The organism is Streptomyces sp. NPDC018031 (genome assembly GCF_044327625.1).
Taxonomy (GTDB): Bacteria; Actinomycetota; Actinomycetes; order Streptomycetales; family Streptomycetaceae; genus Streptomyces.
Genome location: NZ_JBIRFT010000004.1, coordinates 116,704 through 134,585, shown reverse-complemented (window position 1 = coordinate 134,585; position 17,882 = coordinate 116,704). Strand labels below are relative to the sequence as shown.

Sequence of the window (17,882 nt, the reverse complement as noted above, 5' to 3'; positions counted from 1 at the left end):
CCTGCCGGGACCGAATCCCGGGGAGGTCCCCGGGCGCCTCCGACGCTACGAAGCCGGCGGGAGGGTCCGGAAATGCCGTCTGGGCAGGGACTATGCTCAGTGGGCATGGATGATGTGGAACTGCGCCACCTCCGGGCCCTCGACGCGGTGGCCGAGGCGGGCACCGTCACCGCCGCGGCGGCCCGGCTGCACATGACGCAGCCCGCCCTGTCCCGCACGCTCGCCCAGCTGGAGGCGCGCGTCGGGGTCCGGCTGGTGGACCGCTCCTCCCGCCGTCTCGCCCTCACGCCCGCCGGAACGACCCTGCTCGGGCACGGGCGGGCGATCCTCTCCCACCTGGACGCCGCGCTGGCCGACACCCGGGCGGTCTCCCGCCCGCTGCGGCTCGGCTACACCTGCGCGGTGCTCGGGCAGCAGACCGTCCCGCTGCTGCGCTCCTGGCGCCGTACCCACCCGCACACCCCGCTCGAAGTGGTGCGGTCGGACAACAGCACGGCGGGCCTGGCCACCGGCGACACTGATGTCGCGGTGCTCCGCACCGTGCCCGCCGATCCGCGCATCCGCACCGAGGCCCTCTACACGGAGGACCGGGTCGCCGCGCTGCCCGACGACCACCCGCTCGCCGGCCGGGCCAGTGTGCTGCTGGCCGAGCTCACCGCCGACCCGGGCCTGCCGCTGGCGCTGTGGCCGGACACCGGCACCGCCTCCCCGGACCTGTGGCCCCCGGAGCGGCGCCCGGCCCGGACGGTCGAGGTGCGGAACGTGGACGAGTGGCTGAACCTCATCGCCACCGGCGGCGCGTTCGGCCTCGGGGCGGCGGGTACGGCGGAGAGCCACGGCCACCCGGGTGTCCGCTTCGTCCCCGTTGCCGACGCCCCCGCGACCACCGTCTACCTGGCCCGCCCCGTCCATCCCACGCATCCGCGGACCGAGGAGTTCAGCGCGGCGGTCCGCGAGGTGGTGAGCGCCTGACCGGCAGGCCCGGTGAGGTGGCCCGGCCCGGACACCGGCCGGTGCCCGGCGGTCCCGTGCCGGGACCGCGGCACCCGGACTCCGGGCCGCCGGGTCCCAGCGGCTGTCGGAGACGCACCCGTCTCCGGGCCCTCGGCTTCCGGCCGCACCGGTTGTCCCCGGCCCGCACAAGGGCCCCGGCCCGCGCCCGGCTTCCGGGCCCCCGGCCTCCGGGCCCCCGGCCTCCGGGCCCTCGGCCTCCGGCCGCACCCGTCTCCGGGCCCTCGGGCCGCGGCCGTACCGGGTGTCCCCGGCCCGCACACGGGCCCCGGCCCGCGCCCGGCTTCCGGGCCCCGGCCTCCGGGCCTCCGGTTCACCGGCCGGGCTGATTCGCACCGGCCGGCCCGTTCGCACCGGCCGGGCCTAGTCGTCCACGGCGCCGGGAGCCAGGGCCGGTGCCGGGAAGGCGTGGCGGGCCTCGCCGCCGGACCACCACACGCCGACGGCGAAGACCGCGGTCGCCTCCAGCAGCGCCGCACGGTCCGTCCCGCCGCAGGGCATCGGGTCGCAGCCCATCGAGGTGACGAGCTCGGTCACCAGGGCCGCGGTCCGTGCGGAGTCGGCGCAGAACGGCACCGCCAGCCGGGCACCCTCGAAGGCCGGGCGGGGGAGGGTCCAGATGCTCTCGTGGCAGATGCCGAACACCTTGGCGACGCCCGCGTCCGGCACGGCGGCCGCGATGCGGGCGGCGACCGAGTCCGTACCGCCGGTCGTGCCGAGCGCCGGGCCGTCCGCGCCGGGCACCATCGGGACCGTGCAGTCGAGCAGGACCCGCCCGGCGAGCTCCGGGGCCAGTTCGCCGGCCAGCCGGGGCGCGGTGTCAGCGGGTACGGCGACCAGCACGGCCTCGCCGTGCCGGGCCGCTTCGGCCAGGTCGCCGTGGCCGGCGGCGCCGGTCCGCGCGGCCGTCGCGGCGGCCGCGGCGGTGTCCCGGCCGCCGACCACGACCTGGTGTCCGGCCCGTACCCAGGCCCCGCCCAGCGCCGCCGCCATGGCGCCCGTACCGAGAATGCCTATGCGCATCGTCCTGCTCCTGCCGTGTCGTCGGATGCCGTCGGCGGCACGCTAGGCGAACCGATGCACACCACCGGGTGTCCATCGGCCGGTGCATGATCGAGGGGTGGCAGCAGCGGACGAGACCGGGCCGGACGAGACATGGCCGGACGAGGCAGCGGCGGACGGCACCGGGCCGGGCGGGGCCCGGCCCGCCGACATGGGCGGCGATCCGTTCGCGGCGGACTGCCGGGCCCGGATCGCCTTCGAGGTGCTGGCCAACCGCTGGGACAGCGTGGTCGTCTTCGTCCTCGGCGAGGAGGGCCCGGCGCGGCCGCGCGCCCTGCTGGCCCGCATCGGCCAGATCAGCCCCAAGGTGCTCAACGAGACCCTGCGGCGGCTGGAGTACAACGGCCTGGTGGAACGCCGCCGTTACGCGGAGGCGCCCCCGCGTGTCGACTACACCCTCACCGCCGCCGGTACCGCCCTGCTCGCCCCGATCCGCGCGCTCGGGGCCTGGGCCGCGGACCACGCCGACGCCGTGCTGGCGGCGCAGGAGCGGTTCGCCCCGCCCGGCTCGGACCCGCTCCGGTAGCCGGCCGCGCGGGGCGGGCCCGAACACCACCCGGGCGGCCCGGCCCGGGCTCCGCGCACCGGACCCGCACGACCGGGCCCCGGCTTCCCCGGAGGCATGGACGGGAGGCCGGGGCCGGGCAGCGGTGGCGCGGGGGAGTCGCGAGCGCGTCGGCCGGGCCCCCGGGCGCTCCGGGGGCCGGCCGACGCGAGGTCAGGACGTCATGTCACGGCGCCGCAGCCCCATCAGCCCCGCCACCAGCAGCACCGCCGACAGGGCCGTCAGCCACAGCAGCGGGGTCGGCGAGACGTCCCCGCCCGGCAGCTTCGGCAGATGCCCGAACGGCGAGCAGTTCATCACCGGCTGCGGGACGTCCACCGACGGGCCGATCCAGCCCAGCGCGACGACCGCGCCGACGATCCCCCAGGTGAGCGACGTCAGCTGGGGCAGCAGACCGTAGATGAAGACCGCCACCCCGGTGAGCACCCAGACCGCGGGCAGCTGCGCCAGCGCGGCGCCGACCGCGGGCGGCAGCTCGCCGGCGACGTCCCCGGCGGCGGCACCGTAGCCGATGCCCAGCGCCAGGCCCCCCACGGCCAGCACCACGGCCGGGCCGAGGTAGGCGATCACCAGGTGGCTGCCCGCCCAGCGCAGCCGGCCGACCGCGTTGGCCAGCAGCGGCTCGGCCCGCTGGTCGGTCTCCTCGCCGCGCAGCCGCAGCACCGAACTCGCCGTGTACACCGCCGCGGCCAGGCCGAGACTGCTGACCATGGCGGCGAGGAAGGCGTCGGCGAGCCCTTCCTGACCGCCCATCCGCTCGAAGATCTCCCGGGCCCGCTCGCTGTCCCCGATGATGTCGTCGGCGCCGTCCGTGATGCTGCCCAGGATCACGCCGGAGAAGGCGAACCCGACCGCCCAGCCGATCAGCGAGCCCCGCTGCAGCCGCCAGGCCAGCCCGTACACCCCGCTGAGCGCGGGCCCGGCGGCGGCCGGACCGGGCCGGGACGGCCAGAATCCGGTGCCGATGTCGCGGCGGGCCACCAGGGTGTAGGCCACCGTGACCAGCGCGGCGGCGGCCACCGCGAGCAGACCCAGCGCCCACCACCGCTCGTCGGCGAACGGCCGCACCGCCTCCGCCCAGCCCAGCGGCGACAGCCACACCAGGAAGTGGCCCGATCCCTCGGTGGCGTCCTCGGCCGCGTCGCCCGCCATCCGCAGGACGAAGGCGGCACCGAGCGCGCCGAAGGCCATTCCCCTGGCCAGCCGCGCGTTCTCGGTCAGCTGGGCGGCGATGGCGGCGATCCCGCCGAAGACCATGCCGATGAGCCCCACGGCCAGCCCGAACGCCAGCGCGCCCGCGCCGCCCTCGCCCGCGAGACTGCCCGTGGTCAGCACGGTGAGACCGGCGTTGGCGATGGCGATGGTGATCAGGGCCGAGGTGAGACCCGCGCGGCGGCCCACCATCCCCGAGGCCAGCGCCTCCTGACGGCCGGTCTCCTCCTCCTCACGGGTGTGCCGGACCACCAGCAGCACACTGAGGATGGCGGCGGCCACGGTGAGGAAACCGGCGGTGCGCCACACGGTGAGCGCGCCCAGCGAACTGTCGAAGGCCGGCCCGAACAGCGCCCGGGTGGAGCCCGCGCCGTTGGTGTCCCTGACCAGGTCGGCCCGCTTGGCCGCGGTGCTGTAGAGCGCGTCGATCCGGCTCGTGGTGCTGGCGGTGGAGAGGCCCAGCATCAGCACCCAGACCGGCAGCATCACCCGGTCGCGGCGGAGCGCGAGCCGGAGCAGCGTGCCGGTGCCCGCGAAGTGGCGGGGCGAACCGGCGGCCGGGGCGGTGCCGACCGGTGCGTCCGCGATCGCGGTCATCGCGCGCCCGCCTCTTCCCCGGCGCGGGTGCCCTTGCCGGCGGTCTTGCCGCCGGCGGCGTGGTCGGCGTCGGCGGCGTGGTCGGTGTCGTCGGTGTCGTCGGTGTTGTCTTGGTAGTGCCGGAGGAACAGCTCCTCCAGGGTGGGCGGCCGGCTGGTCAGGCCGCGCACGCCGGTCTCGGCGAGCCGCCGCAGCACCGGGTCCAGCTTGTCGGTCTCCACCTGGAGCCGGACGCGCCCCCAGGCGCCGCTCTGCGAGCTCTGGGATTCCTCGACGTCGAAGTCGTGGACCCCGGGAAGGGTGGACAGGCCGTCCGGCGGGCCGGCCAGCTCGGCCGTCACCGAGGTGCGGGTCAGATGACGCAGGTCGGCGAGCGAACCGGTCTCCACCGTCCGGCCCCGGCGAATGATGCTGACCCGGTCGCAGAGCGCCTCGACCTCGCTGAGCACATGGCTGGAGAGCAGCACCGTGCGGCCCTGTTCGCGCGCCTCGGCGACGCAGCCCTGGAACACCTCCTCCATGAGCGGGTCCAGACCGGAGGTCGGCTCGTCCAGGATCAGCAGATCGACCTCGGAGGCGAAGGCGGCCACCAGGGCGACCTTCTGCCGGTTGCCCTTGGAGTACGCGCGGCCCTTCTTCGTCGGGTCCAGCTCGAACCGCTCCAGCAGCTCCGCGCGCCGGTCCCGGTTCAGCCCGCCGCGCAGCCGCCCGTAGAGGTCGATGACCTCGCCCCCGCTGAGGTTGCGCCACAGGGTGACGTCGCCGGGGACGTAGGCGAGGCGCTGGTGCAGGGCGACCGCGTCGTGCCACGGGTCCGCGTCCAGGACTCTGGCGGTACCACCGTCGGCCCGGATCAGGCCCAGCAGAACCCGGATGGTCGTGGATTTGCCCGCCCCGTTCGGGCCGAGGAAGCCGTGCACCTCCCCGTGTTCCACGCTCAGGTCGAGACCGTCCAGCGCATGGGTCCGGCCGAAGGACTTGTGGAGGCCGGACACGGTGATTGCCGTCGTCATGATTCAGAAGCTACGCTTGTTTCGCAACTTTGTGAAGTTAGGGAAGCATTTAAAATCGGAGGTCGGGAGCACCGGAGAGGACGTAGCAGGTGACGGATGCGATCAGGGCGGCCGAGGCCGAGGGACTGACGACCGCGGAGCCGGAGCGGGACGACGCCGCGGTGGCGCGCTTCGTCGAACGCTTCGCGGGAGAACTCACGGACGCGGGGATGCAACGGATGGCGGCGCGGGTCTTCGCCGCGCTGCTCGTCTCCGACTCGGCCAGTCTGACCTCCGCCGAACTCGCGCTGCAGCTCCAGATCAGCCCCGCGGCGGTCTCCGGGGCGGTCCGGTACCTCTCCCAGGTCGACATGGTCGGCCGGGAGCGCGAGCCGGGCTCCCGCCGGGACCGCTACCGGCTGCACAACGAGCTCTGGTACGAGACCTTCACCCGCCGGGACCAGCTGCTGACCCGCTGGGAGAACACCCTGCGGGAGGGTGCCAAGATCCTCGGCCCGCGCACCCCGGCGGGCCGGCGGGTGGCCGAGACGGCCGAGTTCTTCGAGTTCGTCCAGGGCGAGGTGCAGGACATGCTGGACCGCTGGCGCGTGCTCCAGGCCGCCCGGCGTGAGGCGGAGGACGCCGGCCGAGCCCGTTGACCGACCGCGGAGAAACGATGCGGCACGCCGCGCCCGCACGGCCTCCCCGGGCCGTGCGCAGCCGGCGCGGTCCGCGCGGCTGACCCCCGTGCACAGCTTCCCCGGCGCGTGGCTGATCCGGGCGGCCCGGGTGCTCCGGCGCGCGGGGTGCCCCGTTGTCCCGGACGCCCGGCCCCCCCCGGGCGCCCCGGGCGCGCCGTCCGGGAGGCCCGTCAGCCGGGCTCGCCGTGCGGCAGCAGCAGGCTCCACGCGTCGGCCAGCACGGTCCAGGTGCGGGTGCGCACCGGGCCGCCGACGAGCGTGTCCGCGTGGTAGCGGAAGTCCGGGCCGGAGACCGTCACCGCACGGGCGCGGGCGCGCACCGGGGCGGACGCGCCCAGCGCGAGCACCTCGACCTCCGCCAGCCCGGCGCCGGGGGCCGACACCGACACCCGTTCCACCGGCTGGTCCAGGTCGGCGAGGAGCACCCCGTCCGCCTCCACCCGCAGCCGCTGCGCGGGCAGCGGGGCCCGGCGGCGGGTGGTGCCGCCGAGGCCCGGCACCGGGCCGGTGAGCAGCGCGAGCGCGGACCGGGCGGTGCGCGCCGCCGGGGTCCACCAGGACTGGTGCTTCGCCTGGTGCGGTACCCGGGCCGGGCGCAGCGCCGCGGTGTCCTGGTGCGGTGCGCCGCCCGCGGGCGGGTCCCCCGGCGGCCGTTCGCCCGGCCGTTGCCCCGGCCGGTGGCGCTCGCCGCCGTCCGGGGCGGGGCCGCCGGGGTCCACGGCCGGGCCGGCCACGGGCGCGCCCGCCGCGGCGCCGGTCCGGTCGCCGGTGAGTTCACCGCTTCCGCCGCCGGAGGTGCCGGAGGGTCCCCGGGCGGCCCCGGCACCGTGCCGGCCCTCCGCCGCTCCGGCGGGCGTCGCCGGACCGGCCGGTCCGCCCGTCCCGGGCGGGCCGGCCCCGGCTTCCGGCCCGTCCGGCCCGTCCGGGACCGCGGTGCCGGACGGGCCGCACCCGGCCGCGGCGGCGGCAGCGTCCCGGCCTGCCCCGGACGGCGCCAGGCCGTCCGGAGTGCCCGGCGGACGACCGAACGGCTGGTACTCCTCGTATCCGCCGTACGCTCCGCCGACGCTGGTCGAGGGGATGCGCAGCCCGCCCAGGACCACCCCGCCGCTGTCGTCCAGCAGCAGGTCGAGCCGTTGCGCGCGCCCGTCCAGCGCGGTGCGGGCGGCGGCCACCGCGCCGGTCGGCACACCCAGCGAGCGGGCCAGCGCGACGGCCGCCGCGCTCCCCACCGGCACCACCGAAAGGGCCGCCTCGGCCAGCTCCCGGCGCTGCTGGAGGAGCCGCACGACGTGCAGCAGGGCCTGGTCGTCACCGACCACCACCGGACGGCGGGAGCCCCGTCGGGCGAGCGCCCGGGCGACCTCCTCGGGGCCCTCCGGGAGGCAGATCTTGGCCTGCGCACCCGCGCAGAGGACGTCCCTGGCGATGCGTACGGATTCGCCGTCCGTACGGCGCGCGGCCGGGTCGATGATCACGAGCAGCGGGCGCCCCCGGGCGTCCAGGGGAGAATCTCCGGCGGGGTCTGGAGCCGACACCTCGGTCCTTCCTCAGGTAATCTCTCGGTGCAAGAGCCCCTGTCGCTGTTGCGCCAGGGGCTTCGTCTATCCGGGGCACCGGTTCGACGGCTCTTGTGGTGGAACACGCCACCACGCACGTTGGACATGCCCCGCCCGGAAGGGGTGTACGCCTGTGCCCGCACTTGTGCTGCTCGGTGCTCAGTGGGGTGATGAGGGCAAGGGAAAGGCCACCGACCTGCTCGGTGGCTCCGTGGACTACGTGGTGCGCTACCAGGGCGGCAACAACGCCGGCCACACGGTGGTCGTCGGTGACCAGAAGTACGCGCTCCACCTCCTCCCTTCCGGAATCCTCAGCCCGGAGTGCACTCCGGTCATCGGAAACGGCGTCGTCGTCGACCCGGCGGTCCTGCTCTCCGAGCTGAGCGGACTCAACGAGCGCGGCGTCGACACCTCCAAACTGCTGCTCAGCGGTAACGCGCATCTGATCACGCCGTATCACACCACCCTCGACAAGGTGACGGAACGCTTCCTCGGCAAGCGGAAGATCGGCACCACCGGGCGCGGCATCGGCCCGACGTACGCCGACAAGATCAACCGGGTCGGCATCCGCGTCCAGGACATCTTCGACGAGTCGATCCTCCAGCAGAAGGTGGAGGCGGCCCTCGATTTCAAGAACCAGATTCTCGCCAAGCTCTACAACCGGCGCGCCATCGCCGCCGAGCAGGTCGTCGAGGAACTGCTGGGCTACGCGGACAAGCTCCGCCCGTTCGTCTGCGACACCACCCTGGTGCTGAACAACGCCATCGACGAGGGCAAGGTCGTCCTCTTCGAGGGCGGCCAGGGGACCCTGCTCGACGTGGACCACGGCACGTACCCCTTCGTCACCTCCTCCAACCCGACCGCGGGCGGCGCCTGCACCGGGGCCGGCGTGGGGCCGACGAAGATCAGCCGCGTCATCGGCATCCTCAAGGCGTACACCACGCGGGTCGGCGCGGGCCCGTTCCCGACCGAGCTGTTCGACGACGACGGCGAGAAGCTCCGCACCATCGGCCACGAGCGCGGGGTCACCACCGGCCGGGACCGGCGCTGCGGCTGGTTCGACGCGGTCATCGCCCGCTACGCGACCCGGGTCAACGGCCTCACCGACTTCTTCCTCACCAAGCTGGACGTGCTCACCGGCTGGGAGCAGATCCCGGTGTGCGTCGCCTACGAGATCGACGGCAAGCGGGTCGAGGAGCTGCCCTACAGCCAGACCGACTTCCACCACGCGAAGCCGGTCTACGAGATGCTGCCGGGCTGGTCCGAGGACATCAGCAAGGCGAAGACCTTCGCCGACCTGCCGAAGAACGCGCAGGGCTATGTGAAGGCGCTGGAGGAGATGTCCGGGGCGCCGATCTCGGCGATCGGCGTCGGCCCGGGCCGGACCGAGACGATCGAGATCAACTCGTTCCTGTGAGCCGGTGACGCCGTGCGGCGTCCGCACCGGTGGCGGTAACCGGGCCTCGGCCGTGCGATCGCGCGGCCGAGGCCCGTGCCGTCCGGTGCGCCGCACCCGCCGGTGGATCCGCGCGGGGGCCTTCCCCGTGCGGTGGTGTACGTGCACCCGTTCCGGCAGGGCTCGACCTGCCAGGGCTCCGGTCCGGCCGGGACGGGGGTTCCGGGGCGGGTGCACGGCGCTTCAGCGCTGTCGGGCCCGCGCGTCGCGATGGACCTGCAACAGGGCGCGCGCCACCTCGCACCCCCGGGCCGTGGTCCGGCACATCAGGCACGCGTCGAAGTGGTCGAGGATCGCCCGCCAGGCCCGCGCCGTGCGTTCGGCGCTGATCGTGTTCGTCTTGAGCGGACGAGGCCGTATGGCTCGCGGCTCATCGCTCCCTGCCGTCTGCTGCATGAACGGGACGTTAAGGATGCGGAGTTGGGCGCTGCCGAGACTATTCGCGACTATTCTCGCGAGAGGGGTGGCTATGCGTCGACATTCTTACGGAGAGTGGAGATCCTGTAGCGGACGGTTCTCTGGTGAGAGGAATGGACGCATGGCGCGCAGGCTGCGGTTCAACGGGACGGGGTCAGAGATCAACGGTTGCCCGTCCGTTCATGAAGACCTGGACACGGGCGAGGTCATCGTGCACGGCCCGCCGCTCACCGACCCTGACGACATCGCTCGACTTCAGCACCTGAACGAAGGTGAAGTGGCCGTGGTCGTACCTCGCGAGGTACTTGTGGACTGGACCCCCAAGAGCGCCACCCGGGCCGCCAGGACCGCTGACCTCGAAGAGTTCGGAAGCCTTTTCGGGAAGTTCGAGCACACCGCATGGCGGCTGGAAACCAGGCGTCGCTTCGCAAGTGACGAAGAGTCGCCGGACTACCGGGAGTTCGTGGAGAAGGGGTCCGCGCCCCTTCCCAACTACCACCCCTTCTTCGAGGTGGTCAGCTCCCAGGTGTCGCAGGGAAAGCGGTGCGAGCGGGTTCGTATCGTCGACAACCCGCCCACGATCGGACAACGCTACCTGATGTTCTCCGCCAAAAGGAACAGGGCGATGGGCGAGGACATCCGCAACCTGTGGCGGTCCGACGCCGACCGACTCCGCCTGCCCGCCGAGGACTTCTGGATCTTCGACTCCCGGCTGGTCGCGCTGCTCAACTTCGATGACGACGACAACCTGATCGACGTCGAATTGATCACGGAGCCCGCCGAGGTGGTGCGGTACTGCCAGGTCCGCGACGCTGCATGGCATCACGCGGTTCCCGGAGAGACGTTCGAGGCAGAGCTGCCTCCGGTCAAGTAGCCGTCTACCGTTGGACCGGTGAGCACCGATTTTCAGAAGGCGCGCGCGGAGCTGGGCATCCGCCTACGTGAGCTGCGCGAAGCCAGCCCTGAAGGTCGGCTCACCGGTTCAGCGCTGGCCGAACGTCTCGGCTGGCCGCAGTCAAAGGTCAGCAAGCTGGAGAACGGGCGGCAGACCGCTACCGCCGAGGATCTGCGCCTGTGGGCGGAAGCGGTGGGCTGCCCCGGTGCTGCCCGGGAACTCCTCTCGCGACTCAACGGCCTCGAGTCCCACATCCGATCGTGGCGACGTCAGCTCGCGTCCGGACATCGCCCCGTGCAGGAGACGTGGAATGCGCTCATGACGGACGCCACTGTCGTTCGGAGCTGGGTAAACGCCGTCATTCCCGGCATGGTGCAGACGGCGGACTACGCACGTCACGTCTTCCTTGCCCAGGCCGAACTCCGGAGTTCCCCTCGCGATACCGAGGACGCGGTGCGCGCGCGTATGAAGCGCCAGGAGCAGCTCTACGTGCCTGGCAAGAAGTTCCACCTGCTGGTGTGGGAGGCGGCCCTCCACGCCCGCATCTGTCCACCGGCGGTGCTGCGAGCCCAACTCGACCGCCTCTCCGGGGTCATCGGGATGGACACCGTCTCGCTCGGCGTCGTTCCCCTGTCCGCCTCCCTGAGCATCCCGCCGGCCAACGGCTTCACCGTCCTCGACAACCGCCTCGCCATCACCGAGGACTGGCACGCCGAGCTGTGGCTCGATGACGCGGACACCGTCGCCACGTACCTGCGGATCTGGGAGACGCTGGAGCGGTCGGCGGTGTTCGGGCCCGAGGCCCAGCGGGTGATCCACCGCGTTCGCCAGAGCCTGTAACCGGTGATCGGGTGAGACGGATGGACATCTTTCGGAGACTGGAGGATATTCAGCGGCTCGTTTGATCTTCCTAGGGTTGAGCACATCAACCACCCGCCCGGGACGGGCGGTCCGGCCGGGCCGGACCGTCGACCCGGCACCCACGAGGGAGATCCCCATGCGCGCTGTCACCCAGAAGTCCTTCGGCGGCCCCGAGGTCCTGGAGGTCGTCGAGACCGACCGTCCCGCCCCGCTCGGCGGCGAGGTCCTGGTACGGGTCCACGCCGCGGGGGTGAACCCGGTGGACGTGGCCGTCCGGTCCGGCGCCTACCCGCTGCTCGGCGAGCCGCCGTTCGGGGTCGGCTGGGACATCTCCGGGGTGGTCGAGGAGGCCGGTCCCGGCGCCCGCTTCAAGCCGGGGGACGAGGTGTTCGGGATGCCGTTCTTCCCGCGCGCCGCCACCGGGTACGCCGAGTACGTCGCCGTCCCGTCCCGCCAGGTGGCCCGCAAGCCCGCCGCCCTGGACCACGTGCAGGCCGCCGCCATCCCGCTCGCCGCCCTCACCGCGTGGCAGGGTCTGGTCGACGCCGCCCGGGTGGGCGAGGGGCAGCGGGTGCTGATCCACCGCGCGGCCGGCGGTGTCGGCCACTTCGCGGTGCAGATCGCCAAGGCCCGGGGCGCCCATGTGATCGGCCTGGCCAGCGCCGCCAAGCACGACTTCGTCCGGAGCCTGGGCGCCGACGAGGTCATCGACTACCGCACCACCGACTACACCGAGACGGTCCGGGACGTCGACATCGTCCTCGACTCCAACTCCGACGGCACCCGCGCGCTCTCCGTGCTGCGCCCCGGCGGCACCCTCATCAGCATCATGGAGCACTGGAACCAGGAGCTGGCCGCCGAGGTCGAGGCCGCCGGCCGGCACTTCGCCGGGATCTCCGTGGAGCCGGACTACGCCTCGCTGGAGGCGATCGCCGCGCTGGTCGACGCCGGCCGCTTCCGCCCGCACGTCGCCGAGACCTTCCCGCTGGCCGAAGCGGGCAAGGCGCACGAACTGGTCGGGTCCGGGAAGGTGCAGGGCAAGGTCGTGCTCACCGTCGACTGAACCCCGGCGCGGACCGGACGGCGACGGTGGGACGGGCCCGGCCGGGGCGCCACGGGGGAGCGCCCGGCCGCCGCGCGGGCCCGCACCCGGCACCGGCACCGGCGCGGGGTGCGGTGGCCGACTGCGGCACGGGACGCCCGACGGGGGCGTTCCGTAGGGTGGGCGCCCGGAGTGGTGCGGACGCGGCGGGAGCCGCGGGAAGGGGGACGGCGTTGGACATCCTGACCGAGGCACTGAGCTCGATGCGGACCGGACGCCCCACGTCGGTGCGGACCAACGGCCGCGCCCCCTGGGGCCTGCGCCTGCCCCCGGTCGCCGGAGCCGGCTTCCACGTGGTGCTGTACGGCACCTGCTGGCTGGTCCCGCTGGAGGACTCGCCGGACCTCACGCCGATCGCCCTCAGCCCCGGTGACGTGGTCTTCCTCCGCAACGGCCGCGGTCACATCCTCGCCGACCACCCCGCCACCCCGGCCGAGGTGGAGCGGCCCGACCAGTTCCACCCCGGTTCGCCGCTCGGCACCGTCACCATCGGCGGCGACGGCCCCGCCACCAGCCTGCTGTGCGGCAACTACCACCTGGACCAGGGGCGCCCGCACCCCCTGGTGCGCCAGCTCCCCGAGGTCATCCACCTCGCCACCCGGCACGGCCGGCACCCCGAACTCAGCGCCGCCGTCCAGCTGCTCGGCGCGGAACTGGAGAACCCGCGCATCGGCTCGGCCGGCATCGTGCCCACGCTGATCGACTCGCTGCTCCTGTACATCCTGCGCGCCTGGCTGGAGGACCAGCCGCCCGCCGCGGCGCGGGGCTGGGCCGCCGCCCTCGGCGACTCCGCGGTCGCCCCCGCCCTGACCGCCATCCACCGGGACCCGGCCGCCCAGTGGACCGTCGAGTCGCTCGCCGAACGGGCCGGGCTGTCCCGCGCCGCCTTCGCCCGCCGCTTCACCGCACTCGTCGGCGAACCGCCCATGGCGTATCTGACCCGCTGGCGCATGACGACCGCCGCCAGGCTGCTGCGCGAGTCCGAGGCCCCGCTGACCACCGTCGCCGCCCGGACCGGGTACGGGTCCGAATACGCCTTCGCCAAGGCGTTCAAACGCGAGTACGGGCAGGCACCCGGCCGCTACCGCCGCCTCGTCCAGGCGGCCTGAGGAGGGCGGGAGCGGAACGCGCCGGGGCCGCGCCCCCCTGTCGAGGGTGGGCGCGGCCCCGGTCGTGCGGTCCGTCCGGTCAGCGGAGCCGGGTGAAGGTCATCGGCTGCGGTTCGTCGCTGTCCTCCGCGTCGTACTCGATACGGAGCTTGTTCTCACCGTCGGCGGTGAAGGTGTACGAACCGACGGCCGAGCACTTGTCCGCCGGTACCGACCTGGTGATCTCCTCGGTGCTCAGTACCAGTCCGCCGTCGACCGAGACCAGCCGCATCGTGCCCTCGCACTTGGTGCGGTCGCTCTTCCAGAGGGTGGTGGCCACCGGGGTGCCGAACGCGCCCTGCTCGATGGTCACCTGGTAGGTGGCGTTGTCCACCCCGAACGCGTCGGTGGCCTGCCAGGTGCCCAGGTACGCGGCGGGAATGGCCTCGTTCCCGGACTCGGCCTTGCGCAGCGTCGCCTCCATCGAGCCGTCGGAGTCGGTCCAGATGATGCTGCCGTCACGCAGGTTCAGGGTCTGCTCCCCGACGGAGCTGCAGGCGTCCGCGGGAACGCTGGTGGACACCTCGCTCCCGTCGTCGACCACCAGCAGCCCGTCCACCGTCTTGAGCGTGGACTGCGTCTGGCAGAAGGCGTCGCCGGAAGAGGTCAGCGACTCGGCGACCGGGGAGCCGATGGTGCCCTGGGTGAGCACGATCCGCATGATCTTGCCGGAGTCGTAGCCGTCCTGCACGATCTCGCCCTGCCAGGCGCCCAGGTACCCGTCCGGGACATCCCCGGTGGTGACCGGAGCGGTCGCGTTCTGCGAGGGCGACGACGAGCCGGACCGGCTCGGGGTGGGGTCCGCGGACCGGTCGGCGGGCCGGCTGGAGGTCTTGCTGTCCGGGCCCTTGGCGGTGTCGTCCTTCTTGTCGCCGTCGCCGCGGGTCAGTACGAAGGTGGCCGCCCCCGCGACGAGCAGGGTGGCGACGGCCGCCGCCGCGACCACCAGCATCCGCCGGCCGCGCCGGGGCTTCCGGCCGCCGGGGGTGCCCGGCCCGCCGCCGTCCGGCGGCGGTGACCCGCCGGGCGGGGTGTGCCCGCCGCGGGGCAGCGGGGCTCCGCCGGGCGGGGTGGGGTCCGGGGCGTCGAACGAGGTGATCCGCGGTGGCCCGAAGGCGGCCGGGCCCACCGCCGGGACCGGCGCGGTCTCCCCGGCGGGCGCCTGGCGCGCGGCGGGCGCGGGTGCGGACGGCGGAGTGGGCGCCGGGGCGGACGCGGGAGTGGGGGCAGTCGGTGTGGCGGCGGGTGCCGCCGGGGCGGCCTGCGCCGGCGGGCCGGAACCGGGTGGCGTCCCGGGCGGCTCGGCGGCGTGTCCCCGCGGGTCCCCGGCCGGTGTGCGGGCGGGCGGTGCGGCGGGCCCGGCCGCCCGCTCAGGGGCGGGTGCCGCGGCCGCCGCCCGGGGGTCCGACCGGCCGGGCGGGGCGGGCTTCTCCGGGGGCGCGCTCTGCCGCGCGGCGGCGGGCTCGGTCACGGGGGTGCGCGGCGGGGTGCCGGGCGTCCCCGGTGCGTTCCCGGCGCCGGGCCCCGGCACGGCCGGGGCGGCCGCCGCCGCGGGCGGCGTGGCCGGTGCCGACGGCGGGGCGGCGGCCGGAGCCGCGGCTGGGGCCGGGGGAGCGGCGGGAAGCGGCGCGGGGGCGGCCGGGGCCGGAGGCGTCTGCGGCCCGGCGAGCGGGAAGGAGGTCGGCACCGGCGGTGCCACCGGCGGCGGTGGTGTCGCCGGGCCGGTGCCGGGCGGTGGTGTCGCCGGGCCGGTGCTGGGCGGCGGTGGTGTGGCCGGGCCTGCCGGCGGGGTGCTGGCGGTGGGCGGCACGGTCGGCGGCAGCGGGACCGTGCCCCCGGCCATCGGACGTACCGACGGCGGGGCGGGCACCCCGGGGCCACCGACCGGGCCCGCGGGCGACTCCGCCTCCAGCAGCTCCACCGCGTGCCGGCCCAGCTGGGCGACCAGGCTGCCGGGGAGCCACGGTTCGCCCGGCTCCTCGTCCTCCGCACCGGCGGTGCGCTCCAGCAGCTGCTCCAGCGTGGGCCGCTCCTCCGGGGCCTTGCGGAGGCAGTCCTGGACCAGTCCGAGCAGCCCTTCGGGCAGCCCCCTCAGGTCGGGCTCCTCCTGCGCGATGCGGTACATCACCGCGTGCACACCGCTGTCCGAGGTGCCGAACGGCTGCCGTCCGGTCCCCGCGAAGGCGAGTACCGAGCCGAGGCAGAAGACGTCGCTGGCCGGGGTGACCCGCTCGCCGCGCACCTGCTCGGGCGACATGAAGCCGGGCGAGCCGACGACCGCGCCGCTGCGCGTGAGGATGCCGTCGGTGACCGTCTCCAGCGCGCGAGCGATGCCGAAGTCGATGACGCGCGGGCCGTCGATGGTGATCAGGACGTTGGAGGGCTTGAGGTCGCGGTGGACCAGGCCGGCGCGGTGGATGTCCTCCAGCGCCCGGGTCAGCCCGTTGCCGAGGATCCGGACGGACCGTTCGGGGAGCGGCCGGCCGCCCTGGGCGATCACCTCGTGCAGCGAGGGTCCGGCGATGTAGCCGGTCGCCACCCACGGCGTGGCGGCCTCGGTGTCGGCGTCCAGCACCGGTGCGGTCCACTCGCCGCCGACCCGCTGTGCTGCCTTGACCTCCTGTTTGAACCGTCGGCGGAACTCCGCTTGTTGCGCCAGTTCGGACTGTACGAGCTTGACCGCGACCGTACGTCCGCGTGCCGAATGAGCCAGGAACACCCGGCCCATACCGCCCGCGCCCAGTCGTCGGAGCAGCCGGTACTGACCGATCCAGCGAGGGTCCTCGGCCCCCAGGTCTTCCATGCGTCGACGTCCCTTCCCCTGATCAACCCTCGCCTGAGAATAGAGGCGGCGGGGAGCGAAGGGGACGACGCGAACGATCCGTTATCGGTTCCGTATCCACGGTGATCGTTCCGGCGGGACGCGAACTGGTAACGGAGGCTCAGCTTCCGGCACCCGGCGGGGTGTTCGGGCGGTGTCCGGCCGCCCCGGCGGGGGAACCGGCCGGTGCCCCCGGGCCACCCGCGCGGTCACTCCGGGCCCCTTTCCGGCTCGCGGACATCCGGGCCCCGCCCGCGGACATCCCAGGGACGGTTCCGGCCCGCGGTCGTCCCGGGGCCGGTTCCGGCCCGCGGTCACCCGGCGGTCCCGTCCGGCTCCGGCCGGTCGGCGGCCAGCGCGTCCAGGGCCCGGGAGAGCCGCTCCAGGTCGGTCATCACCCGCTCGAACTCGGCCTCACCGCCCAGCGCGTGGCAGAGCCGCTCGGCGAAGTCCCGGTGGCCGGGCCGGATCCGGTCCACCGCCGCCCGCCCCGGTCCGGTCGGGGCGAGCAGCTTCGCGCGGCGGTGCGCGGGGTTCGGCCGGTACTCCGCGAGTCCGTCGGCGACCAGCAGATCCGCGATCCGCTGGACGCTCTGCCGGGTGATGCCCATGGCCCGGGCGATGCCGGCGACCGGCAGCGGCTCGACCAGTACGGCGCCGAGCACCTGCCACCGGGCGGCGGTGAGCCCGGCCGGGCGGGCCAGTTCCTCGGACACCGAGAGGAACTGGCCGTTCAGCCGGAAGACCCCGAGCGCGGTGCGGCTGAGCAGCGCGGGCGCCGCGGCCGGCTCGCCGCTCACCGCCCGGCCGCCGCGGCCAGCACCTCGAAGGCGCTCGCGTCGGAGTGGGCGAACAGCCGGTGCCAGGCGTCCAGCACCTCCGGCTCGTACGCGTCGAGCTGGGCGAACACCTCGCGGGCGAAGGCGATCGGCTCGGTCGGTCCGGCGGTGATCAGGCCGCGGTCGGTGACCGCCGCCGCCTCGCGGTACCGCGCGCCGCCCTGGTACCCGGTGGCCGCCAGGTAGCCGGCCGCCGCGCTGGTGTGGTCCCGGTCGTCGAGCAGTCCCTCGGCGGCGAGTCCGGCGGTGGCGCCGCAGATGGCCGCGACCGGGACGCCCGCGTCGAGGAAGGAGCGGGCGGCGCGGGCGAAGGGGGCGTTGTCGTCGCCGCTGTCCCAGGTGGCGGCGCCGGGCAGGACCAGCATCGCGCTCCGCTCCGGGGTCAGCTCGTCGAGCGTGAGGTCCGGGGTGATGCGCAGCCCGCCCATGGTGAGCACCGGGTCGGTGGTGGCGCCGACCGTCCGGACGGCGAAGCCGGTGCGGGGCGGGCGCTGCGCGGCGGTGTCCCGCAGGTACGCGGTGAGGTAGCCGATCTCCCAGTCGGCGAGCGTGTCGTAGACGGCCACGTGCACGGTCGGCTGCTGCTGTCCCATGGTTCCTCCGGTGGAGCCTGTCTCGGTGGACCCTGTCGTCCACATGACAGT

At 74.6% G+C, this 17,882-nt stretch carries 16 protein-coding genes; 8 read left to right on the top strand and 8 right to left on the bottom strand.

What is annotated here, in order from left to right; translation table 11 throughout:
* The first annotated feature begins 105 nt into the window (after positions 1-105).
* On the top strand, positions 106-972 hold the full coding sequence (locus ACH4B3_RS12915; RefSeq protein WP_398462856.1) for a LysR family transcriptional regulator: 867 nt from the start codon (positions 106-108) through the stop codon (positions 970-972).
* Between the two features lie 402 nt (positions 973-1,374).
* On the opposite strand, the gene ACH4B3_RS12910 is transcribed toward ACH4B3_RS12915, so the two are convergent.
* Entirely contained in the window at positions 1,375-2,034 is a 660-nt protein-coding gene (locus ACH4B3_RS12910; protein WP_398462855.1) for an NADPH-dependent F420 reductase, read from the bottom strand.
* Positions 2,035-2,131: 97 nt separating this feature from the next.
* Here ACH4B3_RS12910 and ACH4B3_RS12905 point away from each other — a divergent pair, with 97 nt between their 5' ends.
* Complete coding sequence (locus ACH4B3_RS12905) at positions 2,132-2,599, top strand: winged helix-turn-helix transcriptional regulator (RefSeq protein WP_398462854.1); 468 nt, start codon at positions 2,132-2,134, stop codon at positions 2,597-2,599.
* A 192-nt stretch (positions 2,600-2,791) separates the two neighbouring features.
* On the opposite strand, the gene ACH4B3_RS12900 is transcribed toward ACH4B3_RS12905, so the two are convergent.
* Both ACH4B3_RS12900 and ACH4B3_RS12895 read right to left on the bottom strand, forming a co-directional pair.
* Complete coding sequence (locus tag ACH4B3_RS12900) at positions 2,792-4,447, bottom strand: ABC transporter permease (RefSeq protein ID WP_398462853.1); 1,656 nt, start codon at positions 4,445-4,447, stop codon at positions 2,792-2,794.
* Positions 4,444-5,460: an ATP-binding cassette domain-containing protein gene (locus ACH4B3_RS12895; protein WP_398462852.1), complete on the bottom strand. Its 1,017-nt coding sequence runs from the start codon at positions 5,458-5,460 to the stop codon at positions 4,444-4,446. Before ACH4B3_RS12895 ends, ACH4B3_RS12900 begins: the two co-directional genes overlap by 4 nt.
* 89 nt (positions 5,461-5,549) lie before the next feature.
* Here ACH4B3_RS12895 and ACH4B3_RS12890 point away from each other — a divergent pair, with 89 nt between their 5' ends.
* Positions 5,550-6,098 (top strand): GbsR/MarR family transcriptional regulator, encoded by a 549-nt coding sequence (locus ACH4B3_RS12890; RefSeq protein WP_398462851.1) that lies wholly within the window; start codon positions 5,550-5,552, stop codon positions 6,096-6,098.
* Between the two features lie 212 nt (positions 6,099-6,310).
* Here the strand turns inward: ACH4B3_RS12890 and ACH4B3_RS12885 are convergent, their stop codons facing one another.
* Positions 6,311-7,678 carry a diacylglycerol kinase family protein gene (locus tag ACH4B3_RS12885; RefSeq protein ID WP_398462850.1) on the bottom strand — a complete coding sequence of 456 codons (1,368 nt, stop codon included), beginning with the start codon at positions 7,676-7,678 and terminating at the stop codon, positions 6,311-6,313.
* A 154-nt stretch (positions 7,679-7,832) separates the two neighbouring features.
* On the opposite strand from ACH4B3_RS12885, the gene ACH4B3_RS12880 reads away from it, so the two are divergent.
* Positions 7,833-9,116 (top strand): adenylosuccinate synthase, encoded by a 1,284-nt coding sequence (locus ACH4B3_RS12880; RefSeq protein WP_398462849.1) that lies wholly within the window; start codon positions 7,833-7,835, stop codon positions 9,114-9,116.
* Between the two features lie 222 nt (positions 9,117-9,338).
* On the opposite strand, the gene ACH4B3_RS12875 is transcribed toward ACH4B3_RS12880, so the two are convergent.
* Entirely contained in the window at positions 9,339-9,551 is a 213-nt protein-coding gene (locus tag ACH4B3_RS12875; RefSeq protein WP_398462848.1) for a hypothetical protein, read from the bottom strand.
* 142 nt (positions 9,552-9,693) lie between these two features.
* Here ACH4B3_RS12875 and ACH4B3_RS12870 point away from each other — a divergent pair, with 142 nt between their 5' ends.
* The 4 genes from ACH4B3_RS12870 (at position 9,694) to ACH4B3_RS12855 (ending at position 13,539) form a co-directional block, all read left to right on the top strand.
* Positions 9,694-10,446, top strand: coding sequence for a DUF6879 family protein (locus ACH4B3_RS12870; RefSeq protein WP_398462847.1), 753 nt, complete (start codon positions 9,694-9,696; stop codon positions 10,444-10,446).
* A gap of 18 nt (positions 10,447-10,464) precedes the next feature.
* Positions 10,465-11,307: a helix-turn-helix domain-containing protein gene (locus tag ACH4B3_RS12865; protein WP_398462846.1), complete on the top strand. Its 843-nt coding sequence runs from the start codon at positions 10,465-10,467 to the stop codon at positions 11,305-11,307.
* A gap of 157 nt (positions 11,308-11,464) precedes the next feature.
* The gene (locus ACH4B3_RS12860) at positions 11,465-12,391 is read left to right on the top strand and encodes an NADP-dependent oxidoreductase (protein WP_398462845.1); all 927 of its coding nucleotides are present in this window, start codon (positions 11,465-11,467) and stop codon (positions 12,389-12,391) included.
* Positions 12,392-12,603: 212 nt separating this feature from the next.
* Positions 12,604-13,539 (top strand): AraC family transcriptional regulator, encoded by a 936-nt coding sequence (locus ACH4B3_RS12855; RefSeq protein ID WP_398462844.1) that lies wholly within the window; start codon positions 12,604-12,606, stop codon positions 13,537-13,539.
* 79 nt (positions 13,540-13,618) lie between these two features.
* On the opposite strand, the gene ACH4B3_RS12850 is transcribed toward ACH4B3_RS12855, so the two are convergent.
* The 3 genes from ACH4B3_RS12850 to ACH4B3_RS12840 all read right to left on the bottom strand — a co-directional run bounded on the left by ACH4B3_RS12850 (position 13,619) and on the right by ACH4B3_RS12840 (position 17,831).
* Positions 13,619-16,381: a serine/threonine-protein kinase gene (locus ACH4B3_RS12850; protein ID WP_398462843.1), complete on the bottom strand. Its 2,763-nt coding sequence runs from the start codon at positions 16,379-16,381 to the stop codon at positions 13,619-13,621.
* 332 nt (positions 16,382-16,713) lie between these two features.
* Positions 16,714-17,199 (bottom strand): MarR family winged helix-turn-helix transcriptional regulator, encoded by a 486-nt coding sequence (locus ACH4B3_RS12845; protein ID WP_398462842.1) that lies wholly within the window; start codon positions 17,197-17,199, stop codon positions 16,714-16,716.
* Positions 17,196-17,831, bottom strand: a complete 636-nt coding sequence (locus ACH4B3_RS12840) for a DJ-1/PfpI family protein (RefSeq protein WP_398463162.1) — start codon at positions 17,829-17,831, stop codon at positions 17,196-17,198. Before ACH4B3_RS12840 ends, ACH4B3_RS12845 begins: the two co-directional genes overlap by 4 nt.
* Between the last annotated feature and the right edge of the window lie 51 nt (positions 17,832-17,882).